Annotated in this window: 29 protein-coding genes; 27 read left to right on the top strand and 2 right to left on the bottom strand. The window is 41.9% G+C overall.

The window, feature by feature from the left end; translation table 11 throughout:
- Positions 1–125 precede the first annotated feature (125 nt).
- Complete coding sequence (locus tag DWV68_RS11775) at positions 126–503, bottom strand: TnpV protein (protein WP_118198676.1); 378 nt, start codon at positions 501–503, stop codon at positions 126–128.
- Entirely contained in the window at positions 500–2,302 is a 1,803-nt protein-coding gene (locus DWV68_RS11770) for a recombinase family protein (RefSeq protein ID WP_118198675.1), read from the bottom strand. Before DWV68_RS11770 ends, DWV68_RS11775 begins: the two co-directional genes overlap by 4 nt.
- Positions 2,303–2,350: 48 nt before the next feature.
- On the opposite strand from DWV68_RS11770, the gene DWV68_RS11765 reads away from it, so the two are divergent.
- The 27 genes from DWV68_RS11765 (at position 2,351) to DWV68_RS14915 (ending at position 24,669) form a co-directional block, all read left to right on the top strand.
- A complete protein-coding gene (locus DWV68_RS11765) occupies positions 2,351–3,952 on the top strand; it encodes an LPXTG cell wall anchor domain-containing protein (RefSeq protein WP_118665880.1) in 1,602 nt (533 codons plus the stop codon).
- A gap of 67 nt (positions 3,953–4,019) precedes the next feature.
- Positions 4,020–5,486, top strand: a complete 1,467-nt coding sequence (locus tag DWV68_RS11760) for an isopeptide-forming domain-containing fimbrial protein (RefSeq protein ID WP_118665888.1) — start codon at positions 4,020–4,022, stop codon at positions 5,484–5,486.
- A 121-nt stretch (positions 5,487–5,607) separates the two neighbouring features.
- A complete protein-coding gene (locus DWV68_RS11755; protein WP_118665878.1) occupies positions 5,608–6,456 on the top strand; it encodes a class C sortase in 849 nt (282 codons plus the stop codon).
- A 3-nt stretch (positions 6,457–6,459) separates the two neighbouring features.
- Positions 6,460–7,356, top strand: a complete 897-nt coding sequence (locus tag DWV68_RS11750; protein WP_118665876.1) for a class C sortase — start codon at positions 6,460–6,462, stop codon at positions 7,354–7,356.
- On the top strand, positions 7,353–8,327 hold the full coding sequence (locus tag DWV68_RS11745; RefSeq protein ID WP_118665874.1) for a DUF5979 domain-containing protein: 975 nt from the start codon (positions 7,353–7,355) through the stop codon (positions 8,325–8,327). The genes DWV68_RS11750 and DWV68_RS11745 overlap by 4 nt, the downstream gene beginning before the upstream one ends.
- 18 nt (positions 8,328–8,345) lie before the next feature.
- The gene (locus DWV68_RS11740) at positions 8,346–8,870 is read left to right on the top strand and encodes a hypothetical protein (protein WP_022242441.1); all 525 of its coding nucleotides are present in this window, start codon (positions 8,346–8,348) and stop codon (positions 8,868–8,870) included.
- A complete protein-coding gene (locus DWV68_RS11735; RefSeq protein WP_118665872.1) occupies positions 8,867–9,646 on the top strand; it encodes a hypothetical protein in 780 nt (259 codons plus the stop codon). Before DWV68_RS11740 ends, DWV68_RS11735 begins: the two co-directional genes overlap by 4 nt.
- A 13-nt stretch (positions 9,647–9,659) precedes the next feature.
- A complete protein-coding gene (locus DWV68_RS11730; RefSeq protein WP_022242443.1) occupies positions 9,660–10,418 on the top strand; it encodes a hypothetical protein in 759 nt (252 codons plus the stop codon).
- A gap of 3 nt (positions 10,419–10,421) precedes the next feature.
- Complete coding sequence (locus tag DWV68_RS11725) at positions 10,422–11,501, top strand: MucBP domain-containing protein (protein ID WP_197420860.1); 1,080 nt, start codon at positions 10,422–10,424, stop codon at positions 11,499–11,501.
- A gap of 1 nt (position 11,502) precedes the next feature.
- Entirely contained in the window at positions 11,503–11,979 is a 477-nt protein-coding gene (locus tag DWV68_RS11720; protein ID WP_242986144.1) for a signal peptidase I, read from the top strand.
- 10 nt (positions 11,980–11,989) lie between these two features.
- The gene (locus tag DWV68_RS11715) at positions 11,990–12,961 is read left to right on the top strand and encodes a transglutaminase-like domain-containing protein (protein WP_243089554.1); all 972 of its coding nucleotides are present in this window, start codon (positions 11,990–11,992) and stop codon (positions 12,959–12,961) included.
- Positions 12,962–12,976: 15 nt separating this feature from the next.
- On the top strand, positions 12,977–14,029 hold the full coding sequence (locus DWV68_RS11710) for a type II secretion system F family protein (RefSeq protein WP_117840812.1): 1,053 nt from the start codon (positions 12,977–12,979) through the stop codon (positions 14,027–14,029).
- A 13-nt stretch (positions 14,030–14,042) separates the two neighbouring features.
- Complete coding sequence (locus tag DWV68_RS11705) at positions 14,043–14,390, top strand: hypothetical protein (RefSeq protein WP_117840813.1); 348 nt, start codon at positions 14,043–14,045, stop codon at positions 14,388–14,390.
- A 17-nt stretch (positions 14,391–14,407) separates the two neighbouring features.
- Positions 14,408–14,896 (top strand): DUF4860 domain-containing protein, encoded by a 489-nt coding sequence (locus tag DWV68_RS11700; protein WP_158552059.1) that lies wholly within the window; start codon positions 14,408–14,410, stop codon positions 14,894–14,896.
- A gap of 10 nt (positions 14,897–14,906) precedes the next feature.
- Positions 14,907–15,362 (top strand): hypothetical protein, encoded by a 456-nt coding sequence (locus DWV68_RS11695; protein WP_118665870.1) that lies wholly within the window; start codon positions 14,907–14,909, stop codon positions 15,360–15,362.
- Positions 15,355–15,846 (top strand): hypothetical protein, encoded by a 492-nt coding sequence (locus DWV68_RS11690; protein WP_117946684.1) that lies wholly within the window; start codon positions 15,355–15,357, stop codon positions 15,844–15,846. The genes DWV68_RS11695 and DWV68_RS11690 overlap by 8 nt, the downstream gene beginning before the upstream one ends.
- Positions 15,847–15,865: 19 nt before the next feature.
- Complete coding sequence (locus tag DWV68_RS11685; protein WP_118056880.1) at positions 15,866–16,921, top strand: type IV pilus twitching motility protein PilT; 1,056 nt, start codon at positions 15,866–15,868, stop codon at positions 16,919–16,921.
- Positions 16,922–17,036: 115 nt separating this feature from the next.
- Positions 17,037–17,390: a 50S ribosomal protein L19 gene (rplS, locus tag DWV68_RS11680; RefSeq protein WP_022242453.1), complete on the top strand. Its 354-nt coding sequence runs from the start codon at positions 17,037–17,039 to the stop codon at positions 17,388–17,390.
- 225 nt (positions 17,391–17,615) lie between these two features.
- A complete protein-coding gene (lepB, locus tag DWV68_RS11675) occupies positions 17,616–18,203 on the top strand; it encodes a signal peptidase I (RefSeq protein ID WP_197420859.1) in 588 nt (195 codons plus the stop codon).
- 30 nt (positions 18,204–18,233) lie between these two features.
- The gene (gene ylqF, locus DWV68_RS11670; RefSeq protein ID WP_118665868.1) at positions 18,234–19,085 is read left to right on the top strand and encodes a ribosome biogenesis GTPase YlqF; all 852 of its coding nucleotides are present in this window, start codon (positions 18,234–18,236) and stop codon (positions 19,083–19,085) included.
- A gap of 48 nt (positions 19,086–19,133) precedes the next feature.
- Positions 19,134–19,697 carry a signal peptidase I gene (gene lepB, locus DWV68_RS11665; RefSeq protein WP_022242456.1) on the top strand — a complete coding sequence of 188 codons (564 nt, stop codon included), beginning with the start codon at positions 19,134–19,136 and terminating at the stop codon, positions 19,695–19,697.
- 35 nt (positions 19,698–19,732) lie between these two features.
- Positions 19,733–20,503 carry a ribonuclease HII gene (locus tag DWV68_RS11660; RefSeq protein ID WP_118056879.1) on the top strand — a complete coding sequence of 257 codons (771 nt, stop codon included), beginning with the start codon at positions 19,733–19,735 and terminating at the stop codon, positions 20,501–20,503.
- Between the two features lie 38 nt (positions 20,504–20,541).
- Positions 20,542–22,254, top strand: a complete 1,713-nt coding sequence (gene fliK / locus DWV68_RS11655) for a flagellar hook-length control protein FliK (RefSeq protein WP_197420858.1) — start codon at positions 20,542–20,544, stop codon at positions 22,252–22,254.
- A gap of 3 nt (positions 22,255–22,257) precedes the next feature.
- Entirely contained in the window at positions 22,258–22,584 is a 327-nt protein-coding gene (locus DWV68_RS11650) for an EscU/YscU/HrcU family type III secretion system export apparatus switch protein (RefSeq protein ID WP_117946678.1), read from the top strand.
- An 83-nt stretch (positions 22,585–22,667) separates the two neighbouring features.
- Positions 22,668–23,027 (top strand): YraN family protein, encoded by a 360-nt coding sequence (locus DWV68_RS11645; protein WP_022242460.1) that lies wholly within the window; start codon positions 22,668–22,670, stop codon positions 23,025–23,027.
- Between the two features lie 114 nt (positions 23,028–23,141).
- Complete coding sequence (gene pgeF / locus DWV68_RS11640) at positions 23,142–24,002, top strand: peptidoglycan editing factor PgeF (RefSeq protein WP_117698191.1); 861 nt, start codon at positions 23,142–23,144, stop codon at positions 24,000–24,002.
- A gap of 85 nt (positions 24,003–24,087) precedes the next feature.
- Positions 24,088–24,669 carry a methyl-accepting chemotaxis protein gene (locus tag DWV68_RS14915; protein WP_117840826.1) on the top strand — a complete coding sequence of 194 codons (582 nt, stop codon included), beginning with the start codon at positions 24,088–24,090 and terminating at the stop codon, positions 24,667–24,669.
- Positions 24,670–24,735 lie beyond the last annotated feature (66 nt).

Genomic DNA, 24,735 nt, shown 5'->3' with positions numbered 1-24,735 from the left:
TGTGTGTTTGGGATATAATAAAAGCGACAAGTCTTTTCCTCTATGGATATACCTGTCGCTTAAATTACGATATAAAATTGTCAGTTCTGAATCCGTCTTTTTTCGCTTATTGCTACCTTAAAAGCTCATACATAGATAAGCTCATGCTTGATGATTTCCTCCGCACGATTGCGGATTGAGTTCATAGACTGTACCCACAACATCTGATTTTCTGCTTTCATCTGCTCGCTTACACCCTCAGCTTGTGCCATCTGTCTGGTTATCAAATCACATCGTTCCATTGCCTGTTCATTCAAATCAGCAAGAACGGTGTGTAGTTTGCAAGTCAGAACAAGCTCACTATAAATAGCTGGGCGGTACATCTTCAAATAGGCTTTATGAAGTCTGCCCCAATGCCCAATGGAGCGGTTGTCCTCCGGCAATTTTAAATCCGGCAGATAATAATCTCCCACAAGAATGTAGTCGATTCCGTTTTCATGGATTCTTGGCTTTAATTCTTTCATGCTGTTTTTTCTCCTTTCGCTTCTCGCTGTGCTGCTTCTTTAGCGGCTTTTTGTTCAGCTCGTACACGACGCATACGCAGCTTGTTTTGTTCTCGTTCTCTGTTCCTTGCGGCAAGGGCTTTTTCTTCCTTTGCAATCTGCTCCGGCGTTTTTTCTTCAACCTGTGGCAGCTCAAACTGACCGATGAAATTGAAGTGAATGTCTATTCTCTGAATTCTGTCCCCTGTGGATTTATCTGCTTCATGCACCACGATTTTCTCAATAAATTCATTGAGCATCATGTCAGTCAGCTCCGTATAATCACGATATTTTCTGACAAGAGCGATAAACTTACTCGGCTTTGCGGCGTTGCTGTTGCTTTCCTCCAATGCTTCTTTTAATTCCGTCAGCCTATTTTCAAGCTCTACCTGTTCGCTGTCATACTGTGCCATGAGCTTTTCAAACTGCCTGTCAGGTATCTTGCCGGACATATTGCCCTCATAAAGACCTTTTACCAAATTATCAAGCTCTGCAATTCGTCTTTCTGTACTGATAATCTCTTTTCGTGCCGTTGCTATGCCGTCAGACTGTGCGATGTTCCATTGTTCCTGAATACGCTCTACAAAGGCTTCTTCATTTTCCAACACATAAGCGGCAACTTTCTGAACCGATTCCAATGCCAACGTTTCCAATACGGAAGCTTTCACAAAGTGCATGGTGCAATCCCTGTACATCTGACGATAACTTGAACACGAAAAAGCACTGTCTGCATCGTAGATTTTTCCGTCAGGACGGTGCTGTGAGTGCGGACTGCGATAGGATAACTTTGAACCACAATCAGCACAAAATACCATACCTGAAAGTCTATGGGAATAAGTTCCGTTGGCAAGTTTCTTTTTCTTTCGCTTTCTCACTCGCTGAACCGTATGCCATGTTTCTTCATCAATGATGGCTTCATGGGTATTGGGAAAAATCATCAGCTCATCAGGAGTAGCCTTTCGGCGTTTCTTTGACTTGAAATTTTCACGAACCGTCTTGCCCAACACCGTATGCCCCATATATTCCTGTTTATCAAGAATATATCCAACGGCAGTGTTATTCCAACGGTAAGGGTCATGGTAGCTGTGGTTTCTGCTGACATTTCCATTTTTGCATTGCTCCAAATATGCGGACGGTATCAGCACCTTATCTTCGGACAGCTTATCGGCAATCGCCTTTGCTCCCATACCGTCAAGTACCATCTGATAAATCCTGCGGACTACATCAGCCGCTTCCTCATCAATCAAAAGATGATTTTTATCTTCAGGGTCTCGCTTATAGCCGTATGGAATTGCTCCGCTACAACGCTTGCCGTTCTGCATTCTTGCTTTGAACACAGCTCGGATTTTGTTACTTGTATCCTTGGCATACCATTCATTCATGATGTTCATAAACGGTGTGAAATCATTATCTGTCGGGTTTGCACTGTCAACTCCGTTATTGATGGCAATGAAACGGACACCCTTATCAGGAAAAAGCATTTCCGTATAGAAGCCGACTTTCAGATAGTTACGACCGAACCTTGAGAGGTCTTTCACGCACACCACATCTACTTCTCCGGCTTCGACTGCGGCTATCATGGCTTGAAATCCGGGTCTATCAAAACCGGTACCGGAATAACCGTCATCTGTAAAGTGGCGATAGTTTGTTATTCCTTGGGACTTTATATAATCTTCGAGATATGCTTTTTGGTTGGTTATGCTGTTTGATTCGCCTTTCAGCTCATCATCTCTTGATAATCTCTCATACAGTGCCGCATATCTGACCTTTTTCTGTTCCATACGATACCTCCTTTCCCTGAGCCGTTATAAGTAGGAACATCTCTTTATTTGTGCGGTTTTTCTCTGTCCTTATACATTGTAACCCTTCCGATCTGCGATTATACAATTAAAGATTCTGTTCAGTCTCCGTTCCATATATTGTCGAAAGAAGAGGCAACTAATAAAACCCTTCACCTGGGACTTGACAAAAATGCTTTTGTACTGACCATTTATGATGAGGATGATAATGTACTTCATAAGTATGATTTGTCGGAAGAAGTATGGAAGCTGATACCGGATAATGCGGCCCACGAGTTTTCACTGTATCTGGAGGGAAAAGAATATCAGATTCCTGCAGGTGGAAAAGCGGAGTTTACGGTATATACCAGAAATACAGTATATGAGAACAAGATTTATGAAAATACTGCATATCTCCTGCCGGATGATCCGTTTGATGATAACAGTGTAAAAACGGGAGAACTGGTGACGGATGACAGTGGAAAATATATTGGAGTAAAAGCTTCTGATTGTGTTTATGCATTGGGTGATTACGGTTCATTCTCATGGAAAACGGTAGAGGAAACCGGTAATTCAGATAACCGGGGAAGCGGCTATCTTGGACTGGAAGGAAAGAATTACATTTATCTGGATGAAGATGGAAAAGATGTGATTTACACCAACAATATTGAAAATGTCAGCAATAACTCCTTTACACAGATGGTTATTGTAGACAGTATGCCACATATAAATGATACCGGAGTACTGAACCAGAAAGAAAAACGAGGCAGTGAATTCTCTGTTGCATATGCCGAAGGACTGGAACTCTGGGTAACTGAGGAGAGCGGCACAAAACGGCAGCTGGAAGAAGGCGTGGATTATTTTGTGGAATTTTCAAATCTGGTAAGCTTTACTGAAGCTGATATGTCGGGTACTTCAACAGAACAGTGGCATTCCTTCTGGCAGTCAGATGATGTGTCCTTCCGTATAAAGATGGCAGATACTTTTGCATTAAAGAAGGGCTGTATTCTTACCATGAAATATAATGGAGTAGTAGGAGAGAATGCAAACCCGGGTGAGACTGCATGGAACAGCTTCGCATACCAGTATACGGCAGAAGTAAACGGAAATGAAAAAACACTGCGGGCAGAGCCTCCGAAGGTCGGAGTAAAGATTTATAAGAAACCGGTAATTGAGAAAGACGTTCTGGATGCATATGGAAATGAACTTCCATATGATCAGATGAAAACCTTTACTTTTGTATTATATAAAGGTGACTCAACGGATGAAGCTGATTATATTACAGAATTTGCCGTATGCCAGGGTGGATCGGTTGCATTGAAGACCATTACAGACCAGAATGGCAATAAGGCGTTGGAAGATGGTCAGGTCTACACGGTGAAAGAAAAACTGGTAAATGGTTATGAGTTAGTTGGAATAGGTCAGAAGGGTACAGAATTAAGCAAAGAAAATAAATATACCTTTACCTATTATGATAATCTTGATAGTATTTCGATTCAGGTTAAGAATCAGGAATACGGTTATGAACTTCCGGCAACAGGAGGAACAGGTACTACTGTTTATACTATAGGTGGTGCAGCAATTATGCTTATGTCATCCCTGTTGTATGGATACCGGATGAGACGGAAAAGAGAAAGGGGGGCAGGCATATAAAGCCCCCTTTTGAGGAAATCCGTTTCAGGTATCAAATATATTAAAAGGTCAAAGAAGGAGAAAGAAGATGAAAAAATTGAAAAAACTTTTTGCAGCAATGGTTGCAATGGTTATGGCATTTGCAATGGGTGTTACTGTTTATGCAGCAGACATTACAATTACAAATGGCGCAGCAGGTTCTGAATATGCGGCATACAGATTGCTGAATGCTACAGATGGTGGTGAAGGAAAATTTGCATACACATTAAATGATAAGTATGCAGCAGCATTGAAAGAAGTAACAGGAAAAACAGAAGATAAGGATGTAATTAATTACATTTCAGGATTAGATGCAGATGGTATTCGTGCATTTGCAGATGCAGTATTTGCAAAAATCAAGACATTAGAGCCGGAAGCAAAAACATCCGATGATAAATTTAGCGGTGTTGATCAGGGTTATTACCTGATTGCAGAAACAAAAACAGGTGATGAAGGTGATACCTATTCCCTTGTTATGTTAGACACAGCTGGAAATGACAGCGTAACTGTAACAACAAAGGAAGACAGACCGGAACTTGAAAAGAAAGTAAAAGAGAAAAATGACTCTACCGGTGCAGAAAGTGACTGGCAGGATGCAGCAGATTACGATATCGGAGATGATGTACCGTTCCAGTTAACCGGTACAGTAGATGCAAAATACGATAACTATGGAAGCTATTATTATGCATTCCATGATACCATGTCCGATGGACTTACTTTCAATGCAGATTCTGTAACTGTAACAGTAGACGGAACGGCAGTAACTAGCGGCTATGAAGTAGTTACAGAAGATTTAGATGATAGCTGCACTTTTGAAGTTCGTTTTGCAGATTTAAAGAATATCGAAGCAGTAAAAGCTGGAAGCAAAGTAGTTGTAAATTACACCGCAAAACTGAATGAAAATGCAGTAATCGGTGAAGGTGGAAACACCAACGTATCCAAACTGGAATACAGCAACAACCCTTATGGAGATGGCACAGGTGTAACTCCGGAAGATAAAGTTATTGTATTTACATATAATTTAATCGCAAATAAGGTAGACGGTAATAATGCTCCTCTTGAGGGTGCAGGATTTACCCTTTACAAATTAGACAGCACTACAGGTGATTATGTTGCAGTTGGAAATGAGATTACAGGAGTAACAACCTTCTATTTCAAAGGTGTAGATGCAGGCCAGTATAAATTGGTTGAGACAACTGTTCCGGCAGGATACAATAAAGCAGATGATCTTGTATTTTCAGTAGAAGCAACCTATGATACAACATCAGATAATCCGGAATTAAAGACATTAGTAGTAAAGGATGCTTCTGGAAAGGTTGTTTCAGAAGGAACAGAAGCAATCTTTACAGCAACTTTAAGAACAGGTGCTGTATCCACGGATGTACAGAACTTAAGTGGAACTGAACTTCCTGCAACCGGTGGTATCGGTACTAAGATTTTCTATACCGTAGGTGCAATTATCATGATTGTAGCAGCTGTATTGTTAATCGCAAGAAAACGTACTGCAAAAAACTAGAATTTTAAGATGAACAGCGGTAATTCACCGGGAATTTCCGGTGAACCGCCGGTTTATACACGAACGAGACTGGAAGAAAATTCCCGCTCGCTGGGACTTTGACAGCATTAGGGAGAAATCTATGAAGAGGACATTAAAGAAATTATTTAAGAAAGATAAACTGAATGTAATGTTAGTGTTTGCTTTTATCATAGGTCTCTCCGTGATGCTGTATCCGCCAATTAGTTCTTACTGGAATTCAAAAGTCCAGTCAAGAGCCGTTGCGTCTTATAGTAATGCCGTAAAATCACTGACAGAAGAAGAAAAAGACACAATGTTAAAAAAAGCTGATACCTACAATGAAAAATTAAAGGATGTGAACCGGCCATTTCTGAATTATGCAGAGGCTGGCGATTATAACAGCATTCTTGATATTTCCGGCACCGGCATCATGGGTTATGTTACAATTGAAAAGTTAGGTGTGGAACTCCCGATTTATCATGGAACTTCGGAAGGAGTATTACAGGTTGCAGCAGGCCATTTAGAGGGCAGTAGTTTGCCGGTTGGAGGAGAAGGCACACATAGTGTTCTTTCTGCACACAGAGGACTTCCGTCTGCAAGACTTTTTACAAATCTGGATAAAATGGAGGCAGGAGATACCTTTACCGTTACCGTATTGGATCGTAAACTGACTTATCAGGTGAATCAGATTAAAATTGTAGAACCACAGGAAATTAATAATCTTACAATTGAAGATGGAAAAGATTATTGTACATTAATGACCTGCACTCCATATGGAATCAATTCTCATCGGCTGCTGGTAAGGGGTGAGCGGATTTCACAGGAGGAAAGCGGTAACTTTGTGACGGCAGATGGATATCTTGTTAATACTTCTGCAGTTGCAATTGTAGTTGCGATTATATTACTGTTCTGGATTTTACTGGGACTTTTGATTTGGCAGCGGTTTAGTTGGAAGAGGAAAAAGGAGTAGGGAATGAAACAGAAATGGAAGCAGAAATTACCTGGAATTCTGCTTGGACTGGTTTTCCTGGTCGGACTGGGAATCTTTGCATATCCGACTGTGGCAGATCAATGGAATAAATACCATCAGAGCAGGGCGATTGCCAGTTATGAAGAAACTGTTGCAGATATGGATGAAGTAGACTATCAGAAGCTTTGGGAGATGGCAGAGGAATATAATTCCCAGATAGGTAATAATACCTTCGATGGGGATGCGTTTTCGCAGGAAGAACAGAATATGAGAGGAAGTAAATACTGGTCCGTATTAAATCCGGGAGATAATGGGATAATGGGATATATTTCCATCCCGAAAATAGAACAGAGACTTCCGATTTATCATGGAACTTCGGAGGCAGTATTACAGATTGGCGCAGGTCATATGTCCGGAACCAGTCTTCCGGTTGGTGGTGAGGGAAAACATAGTGTACTGGCAGCACACCGCGGACTGCCAAGTGCGAAACTTTTTACCGATATTGACCAGCTTGTAAAAGGTGATAAATTCTATGTGCATGTACTGGATAAGGTGCTTGCATATGAAGTGGATCAGATTCTGCCGATGGTAGAAAAGGACGATACGGATACTTTGACAGAGGCAATGAAGAATGTCGAAGGGGAAGATTATGTAACACTTTTCACCTGCACCCCATATGGTGTAAACAGCCATAGACTGCTGGTGCGTGGTCACAGTGTCCCGTATAATGGAGAGGATGATGAGAAGGCAATAGCCAATGAATCTATGCTTCAGACGGTGAAAGATTATTATATGTTATATGCAATACTGGCAGTTGCAGCAGCAATTCTGATTACAGTTTTGATAAAGATTATTCGAGATAGAAAAGTTTCAAGAGGTTCTAAGGAGGGTGGAAAATGAAAAAGTTAAAAATAAAGAAAGGGTATATTGCGGGATTACTGACGTTGTTTTTGGCAGCAGCAGGATTACATGTGGCATCTGCATATGCCACCAATGTAATAGATCCGGCAGAACCTTGTACTTTGACTTTATCTGTGCCGAAGGGCGAAGAATATACGGAAGAACTGAATGGGATGGAACTGCATGCTAAAATATATCAGGTAGCGACTGTGGATGCAGCAGGAGAGTACAGCGAAACATCAGAATTTAAATCCCTCTCTTTAAAAGATGCGATAAATGGAGATGTTACATGGGAAGAGATGACAGCGAAGGCAGCGGAGCTCGCTTCGGATAAAACCCCGGATACAGAATGCACGATTACGGATGGAACAGGAGAGAAAGAACTGAATTCTGGGATATATCTTGTTGTGGTTGAAACTGCATCAACCGGTTTTTATGAGTATAATTTTAATCCAGGTCTGATTGCGTTGCCGGATAATCAGGCATTTCATTCTGCAGGCGCAGAAAACAAATGGATTTATGAGGTTACAGCAAATCTAAAACCGGAACGTTCCCCACGGTATGGAAGTCTTCTTATACAGAAAAATCTTGATAACTATAATGAGACAATGAAAGAGGTAACCTTTGTATTTTCGATAGAAGCAGTAGATGAAAATGGTAATACGGTATACAGTAATGTAGTATCGACCACACATTCATCGGCAGGAACGAAAGCGGCAATTGCAGATCATATTCCGGCAGGTGCAAAAGTTACTGTGACAGAGGTATATAGTGGGGCTGGTTATAGACTGGTAAGTGAGCCACAGCAGACAGCAGAAATCAGTGCGGATGAAATCGTAACAGTGGAGTTTGATAATACATATGACCACGGATTGAATCCGGGCTACGGAGTGACCAATCATTTCGATTATGATGAAGATGAGGGATGGCAGTGGACACAATTACCGGATAATAGTGTAAAGAAAGACTAAAGGAGGCTGGAATATAAGATGATGAAGAAAAAAACAAAAGTGTTCTGGCTGACTGCAGCAGCATTGGTATTCCTTGCAGGGGCAGCAGTGCCACCGGCAATGGCGTATTTTACAACTTATGTGGAAGCGGAAGGAGGATATCCGATTACACTTGGTAATGAAACTACAATAGAAGAAAAAGTTGAAAATATGGAGAAGCATATCGTACTTACAAATACAGGAGAAAGTGATTGCTTTGTCAGAGTAAAGGTATTCGCAGGAAGTCAGATTACATTAACTATGTCCGGCTCGTCATGGAATCAGGGCGAAGATGGCTATTGGTATTATAGTGATATTGTTCCGGTAAGTGGCAATACAGAAGAACTTTTAGCCCAAATAGCAATACCGGAGGAATATAAAGAGAGTTTTAATGTAGTGGTCGTTCAGGAGTGTACACCGGTTCTCTATGAAGAGGATGGAACACCATATGCAGACTGGAACCGGATTGCAGATACCAGAACAGATATAGGAACTGCAGATGCAAGGGAGGCTGGTGAAGAATGAGCCGATTGAAAAAAGTAATGAAGGGAAGAAAAGGAACCTTTTTATTATTGGGTGCAGCAGTACTTCTTCTGGCAGGAAGTGCGGTTGGAAGTGCGAGAGCAGCACTTACTTACTATAGTGAGAATTATACCGCACAGATGGAAATGTATGATATCGGAGTGACTCTGGTGGAAGAATCTGCCAAGGGTTCTAAGGATATCAGCAGCCGTGATTATGCAGGAAGTGATGATGCCTGGAAGCAAAATCAGGGAGCACTTCTTACAGATATGCTGGATGAGACCGATGGAAAGCTGGTAGCCGGAAGAAATTATAAGGAAGCACTTTCCATAAAAAACAGTGGCAATATTGATGAATATGTCCGTGTGAGAATTTATAAGAGCTGGAGGAATGAGGATGGAAGCAAGGAAACAACACTTGCTCCGAGTTTGATTGAATTAAACCTGACCCAGAATGGCTGGATTGTGGATGAAAATGCATCTACGGAGGAGAGAACTGTTCTTTACTGGCCATCGGTATTGAAGGTGGGTGAGAGTACACCGGCATTTTCTGATACTTTAAAGATTGATAATTCCATAACGTCAAAGGTAACGGAGCATACAACGGAGGAAAATGGACTTAAGACCACTACTACAACATTTAATTATAATGGGGTTTCCTTTCATGTAGAGGCAGAAGTGGATGCCGTACAGACACACAATGCGCAGGATGCGATTAAGAGTGCCTGGGGAGTTGATGTTTCTGTTGATTCCAATGGAAATCTGACATTACTGCAGTAAGGAGGAGACTGAGATGAAGAGAAAATGGATTGGTATCATGGCAGCTCTGGCTCTGGTTGCAGCAGCCCCTGTTCAGGTACAGGCAGAAGAGTTTTCCGGCGGTGATGACTGGAACGTAACGTTTGATGGAGAAAAATTAAACAGCACATTTAAAAATGCAGATATTGATGATGCGATATATCAGCTTCAGCCGGGAGATACGGTAAATATCAGACTGGAGTTAAAGAATACCTATGATGGGGATACGCAGTGGTATATGACAAATCAGGTATTACAGAGCCTTGAGGATTCACAGAGTGTGGCTTCCGGAGGAGCGTATTCGTACATACTTTCTTTTACGGCTCCGGATGGAAGTAACCGTATTTTATACAGCAGTGAAAATGTAGGTGGAGATACGGTAGGAGAAAGTGGTGAAGGTCTTCACCAGGCAACCAATGCAATGAAAGATTATTTCTATCTGGATGAGCTTGCGAAAGGTGAAAAAGCAGAGATTGCACTAACCGTAAAGCTGGAAGGTGAGACACAGGGAAATACCTATCAGGATACCCTGGCAAAATTGCAGATGAATTTTGCGGTAGAATTATTATCCAGTGGTTCAACACCATTGTCGAATCATGTGGTTATTAAAACGGGTGACAATAATCAGGTGCTTCTTTTTTCGGCACTTGCTCTGGCGGCAGGACTTGTTTTAGTCGTCCTTTTTGTTGTGAGAGTGAAGAGGACACGAAAAGAAGATGAGGCAGCTGAAAATCGGTTGGAAAAGGAGGAGTAAGGGATGAAGAATAAAATAAAAGAAAGAATAGAACGTATTCTTCGCGGAAGTATTTTATTTACAACATTACTTACACTGGCATTTCCGGTACAGGCATGGGCAAAAGTTGGTGGAAATGAAACAGAATATACCTATACAGTAACGTTATGCTCTGGAAATCAGGGATATTTTTCAGATACGAATGGAATTACAGTAGACAATCATATAACAGGTTCTTCTTATCAGATTGAAAAGGAAAGCCAGGGAGAAAAAATAAAAATCAGTGGACTGAAATATGGTGACCGGGTTATGGTTCGGGCACAGTCCTGTATTCAGCTAAAGGAAGATGGAAAATATTATATTGGTGGAATCCGGGAGAGCGGAAGGGATAATAATACTGTTGGAAAATCTGCCTTTGTGGTAGAATCTGATCAGGAGTATGTAGCAGCATATGCAATTGCGGGAAATATGGTAGCATATACTGTGAATTATCAGGATGCCAATGGAAATGCACTTTCAGACAGTGAAACCTTCTATGGTGCAGTGGGTGACCAGCCGGTGGTGGCGTTTAAATATTTTGAAAATTATCGTCCGCAGGCATATAATCTGACGAAAACCTTAAACAGCAATGAAGCGGAAAACATTTTTACGTTTGTATACACGGCGGATACACAGAGTGCGGCAAACAGTGCAAATGCCGGAAATGATGCAAATGCAGCAAACAATGCAAATGCGGCAAACAATGCAAATGCCGGAAACAATGCGAATGCGGCAAACAATGTGAATGCAGCAGATGATGCCAATGCGGATAATAATCAAGGGGCAGATGGAAATGTAAATATTCCGGATGAAGAGACTCCGCAGGAACTGGTAAATCTTGATGATGAGGAAACTCCGTTAGCAGATATGCAGCAAAAGGATGAGAAGACCAAAAGACCGGCAGGAAATATGCCATTGCTGATTGGTGTAGCATCAGCGGCAGTTGCAGGACTTGTGGCTCTTACTGCTTTTGCATTACGAAGAAAGAAAATGAATGTCAGAGCAGAGGCATTAACGAATGGGAAAAACAAAAAGAAAAAAGAGGACAATAGCCAGAATCTGTAGTATGATAGGAGTATCTCTTCTGATATTGGTGATTCTGATTTGCATACCATTGACATTACCAAGGCTTACAGGGTTTGATATTTATACAGTTGTAACCGGAAGCATGGAACCGGCGATTCCGGTAGGAAGTCTTATTTATGTCAGGGAAGAAGCACCGGCAGAACTTATGGAAGGTGAAGTTGTGGCATATCGGAGCGATACAGATGCGGGAATTATCATTACCCATCGTGTGGTGAAGAACCAGGTGGTGTCCGGTCAGCTGATTACCAAAGGAGATGCAAATGAAGCGGAGGATATTTCCCCGGTTTCCTATGCACAGGTAATTGGAAAAGTAACCCTGACCATTCCGGTATTAGGAGGGATATTTGCAGCTATGGTAACCTTTTACGGTAAAATTGTAATCGTCTCAGTTGTATTACTGGCGGCAATTTTATTATATATAGGTACAGATAGCAGGAATATACAGGAAAAGGAATAGGTGTGTTGTCATGCAGAGGCAGAAGAGCCGGCACAGTAAGAAATATTACCTGATAGTATGGATGGCCGCAGGGATATTGCTGATGAGCTGTGCATTGGGAGGCTGCGGCGGAGAGAAGAATTCTCCGGAACAAAGCAGCAATGATACCGCAAAGGGAAATCGTGATGCGACAGCAGAAGTATTACATCCGGAGGCTTCCGGGGAAGTGGCTTATGGGACAGATCAGATTGCCATTGATGCATCGCATGCATCCGATGGTTATGTGATGCTTAATTATACCGGAACCAATGAAAAAGTGAAATTCCAGATAGAGACACCGGAAGGAGAAGTATATACCTATCTGGTGACAAAGAATGGAACGTATATTGTATATCCGCTGACACAGGGAAGCGGTACTTACCAGTTGACCTTATATGAAGCTGCATCAGTAGAAGAAAATTTGTATGCAACAGCATTTACCCAGAGTATTGATGTTACCATTACGGATGAATTTGTCCCATTTCTGGCACCTAACTGCTATGTGGATTTTGATGAGAATTCCAAGGCGGTAAAGAAAGGGGAAGAACTGGCAGCAGGCTGCGGCAGTGACCTTGATGTAGTAACCAACATTTATCATTATGTAATTGAAAATATTACATATGATGAAGAAAAAGCAGAGAATGTTGCATATGGATATGTGCCGGATGTAGATGAAACACTTTTGTCCGGAAAAGGAATCTGTTTTGATTATGCAGCATTGATGGCAGCGATGCTTCGTTCGCAGAGAATTCCAACCAAACTTCAGGTAGGATATGCGGGTGAGGCTTATCATGCGTGGATCAGCTGTTATGTGGATGAGATAGGTTGGGTAGATAATATAATATCTTTTGATGGAAAGGACTGGTCTCTTATGGATCCGACCCTGGCAGCCAATAATGATGATGATACCGTAAAAGATTATATTGGCGACGGAAGCCGTTATATTATAAAGTACACATATTAAGAGAGGAAGAAAAGTATGGGAAAAAGTAAAAAACAGCAAAAGCTGTCAAATCTTGAATGTGCATCTTTTTGCAGCCAGATGACAATGGTTCTGCATGCAGGCTTTCCGGCAGTTGAGGGGGTGTCATTATTACTGGAAGATGCAAAGGATGTGCAGGAAAAGGCAATACTTCAGGTAATGTATGATGAAATGATAAATACAGGACTGCTATATCCGGCACTGGAAAAGACCGGTGTATTTCCGGATTATCTTCTTCAGATGGTTAAGATAGGAGAAGAAACAGGTACACTGGATGATGTTATGAATGGGCTGACTCACCATTACGAGCGTGAGGATGAGATCGAGAAGAGTATTAAAAGTGCACTTACATATCCTTTGATTATGGTTGCTATGATGATAGCTGTAATTGTGATACTTTTGACAAAAGTAATGCCGGTATTTGAACAGGTATTTCACCAGTTAGGCAGACAGATGACCGGATTTTCCGGTGGTATGCTGGCATTGGGAAAAACAATTTCGAATTATGCAATTGTATTCATTGCAATAGCGGCGGTAATCGTTGGAGTATTTGTTTATTTTGTAAAGAGCAGCAGAGGACGAAGAGCGTTTGCCGGTTTTAGCAGAAAAATGCACTTGTTTCATGGTTTATACGATAAAATCGCAGCATGCCGTTTCGCAGACAGCCTGTATCTGACTTTAAAGAGTGGACAAAATCCGCAAAAGGGACTGGAATTTGCAGACGAATTGATTGCAGATAAGAATTTTTCAAAGAAGATTAAGAAATGCAGCCAGAAAATGGAAGAGGGCGAGGATTTTGCAGCAGCAGTAGGCGGTGCCGGAATATTTGAGGGCTTGTATGAGAGGATGCTGGTGATTTCCGGGAAAACCGGAGAGACCGATGAAACATTAGAGACGATAGCAAGACAGTATGAAAGAGAAATTGATCAGAGAATGTCTTCTTATATTGCAATATTAGAACCGACACTTGTAATTATTTTGTCTGTTATTGTCGGAATGATACTGTTATCCGTGATTCTTCCGTTGATGGGAATTATGGCAGGACTGTAAGAAGGAGATGCATATGGAAGGATTTCGTCGAAAGAGGCTTTTTTTTCATGAAAAAAGGCATTCTGTCTGGGCAAAGATATTATTTACGGTGGCCATTTCCTGTTGTATTATTTTATTGACCTGCCATGGATTGAACCGATTGATGGCGGATAGTAAAGAGGAGGAAAAACGTTCTTTAGAAGAGGCTCTGCAGAGGGAAATCGTGCAGTGTTATGTGCTGGAAGGACATTACCCGGACAGTCTTTCGTATCTGGAAGAACAGTATGGTTTTTCCTATGATAAGGAGCAGTTTTTTGTGGACTACCAGCTGCTTGGAGCAAACATTATGCCGGATGTGACAGTAATTGAGCGCAAGAATTAGAGTGAAGAGGGATGAATATGGCAGAGAGTACCGCCAGAAAACATACAATTGATATATTATTTCCATGGGCATTGTTTGGGCTGCTGGCAATCTGCGGACTTCTGGTGCTTATCCTGGCAGCAGATATTTATCAGGATACGACGACTATGGCAGATGAAAATTATGAAAGCAGAACAGTATTGTCTTATCTTACGGAGAAGATTCATCAGAATGATAATGGGACAGTTACTATTGGTTCGGTAGATGGAACAGACAGTCTTATTATCCGTCAGGATTATGATGGAGAAGAATATTGCACCTATATTTTTGAAGAGGATGGCATGTTGAAAGAGCTTTTTGTCCGGTCCGGAACTGCTGTAAGTACAGCGGATGGAAAGGCAGTCATTCCGGTTGAAGATTTTAAGATGGAAGCTTTGGAAAATGGATTATTGCATTTTTCCTGTACGTCGGAAGATGGGAGAAAAATGGATACTGTGGTGGCTGTTGTCGGCAGAAGGCAGGAATAGAGGAAGGCATATGATAGAAGGGCAGGCAAGACGTTCCGGGGTATTTTTACTGGAACTTATGATATCGATTTTATTTTTCTGTATTGCTGCAGCGGTGGGATTGCAGCTATTTGTAAAATCCCATTGCATCAGTGAAGATGCAGGAAATATGAATATGGCAGTACATAAGGCTGCAGCGGCAGCAGAAGTATTCCGCTCCGGAACAGATATGGAAGATTATCTGAAGGAAGAGTATTCTTATTATGAGAAAGAGGATAATACATTTTTGGTATCCTTTGCTGCTGACTGGGAGAACTGTAAGACGAAAGATGCGGAATATACCCTGTGGATTACACTGGGTGAAGCGAAGCAGCGGATGATCGGTCATTTTGCAGTAAAGCAGAAGGACGGGGAGAAAGATAAGATTATTTATGAAGTGGAACTAAAGAGGGCAATCAGTCAGAGGGAGGCGGCAGAAGATGAGTAAGAGTGCATTATACGAAGAAAAACGCAGACCGCGTATAGCCAGTCCTTTTGGATACTCTTTTTTGTTAGTGGTAGTATTGATTCTGACTTTTTTATTATTCGCAGTGTTGTCATTATCTTCGTCCCTGCGGGATTATAAATACAGTAAACGGGCGGCAGATAAGATGAGTGCCTATTATGAAGCATGTAACAAGGCAAATGATGTCTTAGCAGAGATAGATGCTATTCTGGAAGAATCCGAAAATAAAGAAATGGCGTTGCAGGAAATTTCCGGATTGCCGGAGGTGAAGGATGCAGCTGATACCATAAGCTTTTGTGTGCCGGAGACGGACACCCAGGAGTTACGTGTAAAGCTATCTATTACGGAAGAGACGGATAGAGAGACAGGAAAAATGCTGGAATGGAGCATATTAGAATGGAAAGAAACTGCTACTGATGTAAGACAGGAGGAAACCAGGCTTCCGTTGATGGAGCAGCAGAAATAAAGAGATTGGTGGGAAAATTATGGATGTAAAAGAAGTATTACGAAAAGCAGTAGAGGAACACGCATCGGATATATTTATTGTAGCCGGACTTCCGATATCATATCGTTCGAATAATGTAATTATAAAAGAAGAGGGAGAGCGGTTGATGCCTCCTGAGACAGAAAATTATTTAGAGCAGATATATGAACTGGCGGACCATCGTGATATTGACCGGTTGTTAAAGCATGGGGATGATGATTTCTCTTTTGCGGTGCAGGGACTGTCAAGATTCCGTGTCAGTGCTTATAAGCAAAGAGGTGCTTTATCAGCAGTGGTTCGTGTGATTACCTTTGATTTGCCGAAGCCGGAGGACATTGGAATTCCACAGAATATCATTGACCTTGGTCTGCAGCCAAAGGGAATGGTATTAGTAACAGGACCGGCAGGAAGTGGTAAGTCTACCACGTTAGCCTGCATGGTAGATGCACTGAACCGCCGGTGTGCCAAGCATATTATTACGTTAGAGGATCCGATTGAATATCTGCACAGCCATCAGCATGGAATTATCAGCCAGCGTGAGATAAATGTAGATACTGAAAATTATGTAACGGCATTGCGTGCATCCCTGCGGCAGAGTCCGGATGTGATTCTTCTTGGAGAAATGCGTGATTACGAGACGATTGGTGTTGCCATGACAGCGGCAGAGACAGGACATCTTATTATATCCACCTTACATACCATAGGAGCGGCTAATACCATTGACCGTATCATTGATGTGTTCCCGGCAAATCAGCAGCGGCAGATTGCAGTACAGCTTTCCATGGTGCTGCAGGCGATTGTTTCCCAGCAGCTTGTGCCGGATGTGAATGGAAATGTAATCCCGGCATTTGAAATTATGACTGTGACACCGGCAATCCGCAATATGATTCGTGAGAATAAAGTGCCACAGATTGACGGCGTTGTATATTCCTCGAACCGGGAAGATATGATATCCATGGACAGCAGTCTTTTGAAATTGTATCAGGAAGGAAAGATTACAAAAGAAACAGCACTGGTTTATGCATCCAATCCGGAAATGTTACAGAAACGCTTATAAAAATAGCTTGACGAGGCATAGAGAACATGATACAATACAACAGTTGTGAATAGGCGATGGTCCTCTGTTGCAAATGAATGCATTAAGAACATCAAAATATACAGGAGGTCACAAAATGAACGCAAGTGAAATTATTAAGAACATTGAAGCAGAGCAGTTAAAGGCAGATGCACCAGAGTTTCGTGTAGGAGATACCGTTAAGGTTTATGCGAAAATTAAAGAGGGAAACCGTGAAAGAATTCAGGTTTTCGAAGGTGTTGTATTAAAGAAACAGGGCGGAAGCAACCGTGAGACATTTACCGTTCGTAAATTCTCTAATGGTGTTGGCGTAGAGAAGACCTGGCCATTACATTCTCCTAACGTAGAGAAGGTTGAAGTAGTAAGAGCTGGTAAAGTAAGAAGAGCTAAGCTGAATTACTTAAGAGGTCGTATCGGTAAGAAAGCAAAAGTAAAAGAGTTAGTAAAATAAGAATCTGTCAGAGGGACGTGCCAATGTGTATCGTCCCTCTTGTTGTATTTACGCGAGTAGCGAGAGAAATCGCATGCTTGCATGCAGATTTGGCGAGCACCGCGATAACTCGAGAAACTCGCAAAGCGTGTTTCTCGTAGTTACCACGTATTCGTAAGAAGCTGCCGGTGGCAGATTCTGCAGATATATCGAATGATATTCAGGTAAGAAGGAGAACATAAGATTATGCGTAGAGGAAGCGTTCGTGGTCTGAATTTTGGCAGACGTAGAAAGAAAATAAATGTACCACTGCTGAAGGAAATCGGCACCTGGGTCATTGAGATTGCAATTGTCCTGGTGATTTCATTTGTATTTGTATATTTTATCGGACTTCGGACCACTGTGGTAGGACAGTCCATGAACCCTACGATAGAGAACGGAGAAGAGATTCTGGTTAATCGTTTTGTTTATAAACTGAAGAAACCAAAAGCAAATGATGTTATTGTATTTCTTCCAAATGGAAATGAAAAGTCGCATTATTATGTAAAGCGTGTCATTGGGGTGCCGGGAGATAAGATACAGATAAAGAATGGAGCAGTCTATGTAAATGGAGAGCTGTTTGATGAAAAAGTAGATACAGCTGCCATTGAAGATGCAGGACTGGCATCCGAAGAGATTACGGTAGGGGAAGATGAGTATTTTGTATTGGGAGATAACCGCAACAGTAGTGAGGACAGCCGTTATGCCAATATTGGAAATGTAAAACGGGAATATATTATAGGAAAAGCATGGTTCCGGATTTCTCCGCTCCGGAAAATCGGTTTTATCAAATAGAAGAACAGTAAGGGAAGAGAGGAAAATAAGATGCAGTTTCAATGGTATCCGGGACATATGACGAAAGCAAAACGTCAGATGCAGGAAGATATAAAACTGGTAGATTTAGTAATAGAGCTGGTGGATGCAAGAATTCCGGTGAGCAGCAGAAATCCGGATATAGATAGCCTGGGAAAAGGAAAAGCCCGTCTGATTTTGTTGAACAAATCTGACCTTGCAGATGAAAGAAAAAATGAAGGCTGGACAGAGTTTTTTAAGAAAAAGGGCTATTATGTAGTACGCATGGATGCCAGAAATAAAGGAAGCATGAAGCAGGTGTCTGCAATTATAGCAGAAGCCTGCAAGGAAAAGACGGAGCGTGATTTACGAAGAGGAATCAAGAACCGTCCGGTGCGGGCCATGGTAGTGGGAATCCCGAATGTGGGAAAATCCACCTTTATCAATACTTTTGCAGGAAAAGCCTGCGCCAAGACCGGAAATAAGCCGGGTGTAACCAAGGGCAAGCAGTGGATTCGCCTGAATAAGAATGTAGAACTTTTGGATACACCGGGTATTTTATGGCCAAAGTTTGAAGACCAGAGCGTTGGGTTAAGACTGGCACTGATAGGTTCTATCAAAGATGATATTTTAAATATTGATGAACTTTCACTGGAACTGATTCAGATTCTGCGGGAAGAGTATCCGGGTGTATTAAAGGAAAGATATGGAATGGAAGAAGAGGGAACACCGGCAGAGATGTTGGAGAAAATTGCCTTAAACCGTGGCTGTATCAAAAAAGGAAATGAAGTAGATTATGCCAAAGCCGCTGCACTGGTGCTGGATGAATTCCGTACTGGAAAGCTCGGTAAAATTTCACTTGAAAAACCGGAAGTGGAAGCATAAGATAAAAATAAGAGCAGGGTTCAAAAAGAGTTGGAGCAAGACGGAGATATGAAGGAAGAAGAACGCGGCAAAAGAGGAAAGGCGGTAAGGGAAAGTGTCAGTTTCATACTATATCTCATTGTGATTGTGGTACTGACATTTTTGATGATACGTTATGTGGGACAGCGGACCAGAGTGGATGGCTCGTCCATGGAAAATACCCTTACCAATGGAGATAATCTGATTGTAGATAAGATATCCTATCGGTTTCATGAACCGGAACGTTTTGATATTATTGTATTTCCGTATCAGTATAAGGAAGACACTTATTTTATCAAGCGGATTATCGGAATGCCGGGAGAAACGGTGCAGATTACCGATAAGGGAGAGATATTGATTAACGGAGAAGAACTGGTGGAATCTTATGGAAGAGAGGTTATTAAAGACCCGGGACTTGCATCAGACCCGATTACATTAGGTGAGGATGAATATTTTGTGATGGGAGATAACCGCAATTACAGCAAGGACAGCAGGTTCCCGGATGTTGGAAATATCAAGCGGGCGGATATCATAGGAAAAGCATGGCTTAGAATCTATCCATTTGATAAAATTGGATTTATTCGGCATCAGTAATAAAAACGAAAGAGCAGTCAGAGGATAAAGTGATTATGGCAGAAGAGAAGAAAATCGGAGCAATCAAAGAAGAGTTACAGGCAGCAGAAGACAGTATGCTGCCTGATTTTATAGCAAGATATGAAAAAGATGAACGAAGCGGCGTAAAGACCCTTGTGGAAAAAGCACGAAAGCGGATACAGAAGCTTGAGACAGAGTATGCCCGGATTGAAAATCTGAAAAAGTATGAAAAAGAATATGCGGATGCCGGTTATATCTGCGGTATAGATGAAGTGGGAAGAGGTCCGCTGGCGGGGCCGGTTGTGGCAGGAGCTGTGATTCTGCCAAAGGATTGTGACATTTTATATATCAATGATTCCAAGAAACTCAGTGCATCCATGCGTGAAAAACTCTATGATGAAATTATGGAGAAGGCAGTGGCAACAGGAATTGGAATGGCAGGTCCGGGGCGGATTGATGAAATTAATATTTTGCAGGCTACTTATGAAGCTATGCGGCAGGCTATAACGAATTTGAAAGTAAAACCCGATATATTATTAAATGATGCGGTGACAATACCGGGAGTAGATATCCGTCAGGTTCCGATTATCAAAGGAGATGCAAAGAGCATTTCCATTGGAGCAGCCAGTATCATTGCAAAGGTAACAAGGGATCGCATGATGGAAGAATATGCGAAAATTATGCCGGAATATGGATTTGCGGATAACAAGGGTTATGGCTCCGCAGCCCATATTGCAGCAATCAAAGAATATGGACCAACACCAATTCACCGGAGAACCTTTATTAAGAATTTTTACAGTGAATAATTCCAAAGAAATTGGCAATGCAGAGTGGAGTGATTGATATGCAGATTTCAGACATGTTAGCACAATACAACAGAAGTTCGGCTACCGGAGCTACAGCAACAGCCCCGCAGCAAGGGGTTCAGCAGCTGGTATCAGCCGTACGGGAAATGACGGTAGGAAATGTATTTGAAGGAACCGTAAATGATATCAAAAACGGAACGGTTACGCTTGGACTGGCAAATGGTCAGACTGTTCAGGCGAGAATAGCAGCAGGCGTACAGTTAGCCGTTGGTCAGGCGATGTTTTTCCAGGTGAAATCCAATGATGGAACTACCGTTGAAATTCGACCTTATACCAATGGAAATCTCAATAATCCGACGTTGTTAAAGGCACTGGATGCAGCAGGCATTCCGGCAGAACCAAGAATGATAGATATGGTCAATTCCATGATGGAAGAGCAGATGTCCATTGGCAGGGAAAGCCTGATGGATATGGCACGCAGTATTTCTGCATATCCGGATGCGGATATTAAGTCACTGGTATTGATGCATAAGCTTGACATTCCGATGTCAGAAGAATTTATCCGGCAGTTTGAAAATTATAAATCTGATCAGGCGGCAATCACTTCACAGTTTGATGATGTCTTGGAAAGCATCGGAAAATTATATCAGAACGAAAACCTTTCCGAGACAGAGGCATTGGAACTGGGAAGCCGAATCTATCAGGTGTTGAAGCAGGATGGTTCTTTGGATATGTCTGTAATTGTAAAAGAGGGAGTACAGAAAGGAAGCTGGAGTCCGGTGGAACTTCAGGAAGGAGCCATACTGGAAGGAGCGTCAGAATTTGCTGCCACAGAAATCACAGGAACGGAATTAGCAGAAACTGAAACGATAGCAGGATCCATAGAAGAAACATTAGATGGCGTGCAGTATTATGCCAGGGGCAGTGTCGGCGCATTGTTTACAGAGGGGCAGATGAAGGATTTTTCAAATCTTCTGAAAGAATTTCCACAGCTTGCAGGCAGTAAATTATTTACCGCAGAGGGGACTTTAAACGGAAATCTTTCTACAGGTGCATTTCTAAAAGAACTGCATCAGGCACTGGATGAGATAATGGGTTTAACCGGAGGTTCTGCAAAGAAACTGTTTTCCAGTAAAGAGTATCAGAAAGTGCTGGAATATGAGGTAAAACAGCAGTGGACACTAAAACCGGAAGAAATCAAAGGGGATGCTGTTAAGCATCTTTATGAGAAGATGGAAAATCAGATGCAGAAGATGCAGGAGCTGGTGCAGGAATCTGGTCAGAGCAATACTTCCCTTGCGAAAGCAGTAAGTAATCTGCAGGGGAATATTGAATTTATGAATCAGATTAATAATGCCTATCATTATGTGCAGATTCCCCTTCGGATGTCAAATCAGAATACCCACGGAGATTTATTTGTCTATACTAATAAGAGTGGTGTGGACAGACCGGATGGCGAACTGAGTGCTTTTTTACATCTTGATATGGATAACCTTGGTGCAACGGATGTGTCTGTGCGGATGAAGGATAGAAAGGTGCATACGAATTTTTATCTGGAGGATGAGAAATCCTATGATTTAATCGAAGAACATATGGCTGAGCTGATGCAGCGGCTGCAGGAGAAAGGATATTCCTGTACGGTACAGGTGGAGAACCAGTCCGGAAAGAAAAATCTGGTTGAAGATTTTATGCAGCAGGAGCATCCGTCAGCCGGAATCCTGCATCGGTATTCCTTTGATATGAGGGCGTAATTTATGAAAAATGGAATCTGGCATCCGGCAGACTTTGATGGGAAAAATGCCGGAGAAGAGAAAACAAAAGAAAAAACAGCAGTTGCCATCGCATATGAGCCGGGAGAGAGGGCACCAAAGATACTGGCAACCGGCAAGGGGTATCTTGCGGATAAAATTATTGAGAAAGCCAAAGAGGAAGACGTTCCGCTGTATCAGGATAATCAGCTGGCAAATACCTTATCCAGGCTTGAAATTGGAGATATGATTCCGCCGGAATTATATGAAGTAGTGGCAGAGATACTTGTCTTTGTCGATGATATGGATAAGCTGCGCAGTAAATTGGAATAAAAATAGCTGTAACGGCAAAAAGGATAGTGGAAATCCAAATAGCAGAAATCCGAATAACAGGAATAACAGAAAGGGGAGCAGGGATGGAAAATAAACGCAGCATGGGCAGTGAGTATGAAAAAAAGGCGGCAGAGTATTTAAAGGCATCCGGCTGCAGCATCTGTGAGATGAATTACCGCTGCAGGTTCGGAGAAATTGATATGATTGCAAGAGATGGAAAATATCTTGTTTTTGCAGAAGTAAAATACCGCAGTGATACCGGAAAGGGACTTCCACAGGAAGCGGTAGATTACCGCAAACAAAGGAAAATATCAAGAGTGGCAGATTATTACCTGATGTGTAAACATATGATGGGACTGCCCTGCCGATTTGATGTGATTGCAATATTAGGAGAGGACATACAGTGGCTGAAGGATGCTTTCCCCTATATAGAGCCTTATTAGTGACAGATGAGACCTGATACAGGAAAAAGAATGCTGGAGAATTGAACCAGTTACAGCATGGAATCCGTTACAGCATGGAGTTGGAACTGGAAAAATAAGAACAGGAAAAGAAAAATGACAGAATTTCAGATAAAAGAGGATGGACGAACCATGATACCGTCCGTATTTTCCCATGCGGGGAAAAAAGAATTAGTGTTGCTGCAGTATCCACAGTTGCAGGCACTTGATATGGTAAAACACTGCTTTACCACAAGAATGGGTGGAGTAAGTAAGAATGAATTTTCTTCGCTGGATTTAAGCTTTAACCGTGGAGATGACATAGAGGCAGTAAAGGAAAATTTCCGCAGGGTAGCTGAGGCAATGGAAGTTCCGGCAGGGCAGATTGTCTGCTCTGACCAGACCCATACCACCAATGTAAGAAAAGTAACAGCAGAGGATGCAGGAAGCGGACTGACAAAGGAACGGCCGTATCATGATGTGGATGGATTGATTACCGATGTGCCGGGGCTGATGCTTGCAACCTTTTATGCAGACTGTGTGCCGCTTTACTTTGTGGATACAAAGCATAAGGCAATCGGACTGAGCCATTCCGGCTGGAGGGGCACGGTTAACAGAATGGGAAGAGCCACGCTGAAAGCAATGGCAGAAGCATATGGAACAGTACCGGAGGATGTATGGTGTGCGATAGGCCCATCTATCTGCCAGGACTGTTATGAAGTAAGTGAAGATGTGGCACTGGAATTTGAGCAGGAGTTTTCTGGTCATGGCAGTGAAATTATGTACCGGAAAGAAAATGGAAAGTATCAGTTAAATCTCTGGAAAGCCAATGAAAGAGTGCTTTTAGATGCGGGAATCCTGCCGGAAAAACTAATCTTGCCGAATGTGTGTACCTGTTGTAACAGTGAACTGTTGTTTTCGCACAGAGCAAGCCATGGAAGAAGAGGAAATCTTGGGGCATTTTTGTGCATTAAATAGAAAAATGTCAAAAAATGAAAAATTTTTTTGTTCACAAAGCAAACATGTGATATAATTAGGATAAATAATTTAGGAGGGCAGAAATATGCAGTTGAATGAGATATTTAATGCAGAAGATATAGAGGTACTTTTTGCACAATGGGAAAACGTAACAGGAGTAAAACCATTACTTCTGGATTCTGATGGAAGTGTAGCAATCGGGGAAGGTGAAGCATCTGAATACAGAGATGTGATCAAAGCCGGAATTGAAATTGCTGGATATCTTTCTTATGCGAAGAAGGAAGACGCAGAGGACGAAAACGAAGCTAAATCTAAGATAGCAGCTCTGACTATCGTTCTGACACAGCTTGCAGCATCTGAAGAGAAGAGAATGGATGAAGAGAAGAAGAATTCTGATATTCATGAGAATGTACAGAAGACCTCAGAATACATCCAGAAGATTAATGATATTACCAAACAGCTGGACAAGATTGAAAAGAACCAGAAGATTCTTGCGTTAAACGCTTCTATTGAGGCTGCTCGTGCAGGAGAGGCTGGAAAAGGATTCGCAATTGTTGCAACCAATGTATCTGCACTGGCAACAGACTTTGGTAATAACAACCGCGAAATCAAAGATGAATTACAGAAGTTAAATGAAGTAATTGCAGCAATTGAAAAATGTGAATAATATTTCCTGATGAAAGGAAGATAGAATCGTGTAAAAAGACGGAATCAGTGCAAACTGGTTTCGTTT

It is taken from the genome of Roseburia sp. AF12-17LB (assembly GCF_003479605.1).
Classification (GTDB): Bacteria; Bacillota; Clostridia; order Lachnospirales; family Lachnospiraceae; genus Roseburia_C; species Roseburia_C amylophila.
The sequence above is the reverse complement of the archived record's forward strand: the minus strand, read 5'-3'. Positions and strand labels throughout refer to the sequence as shown.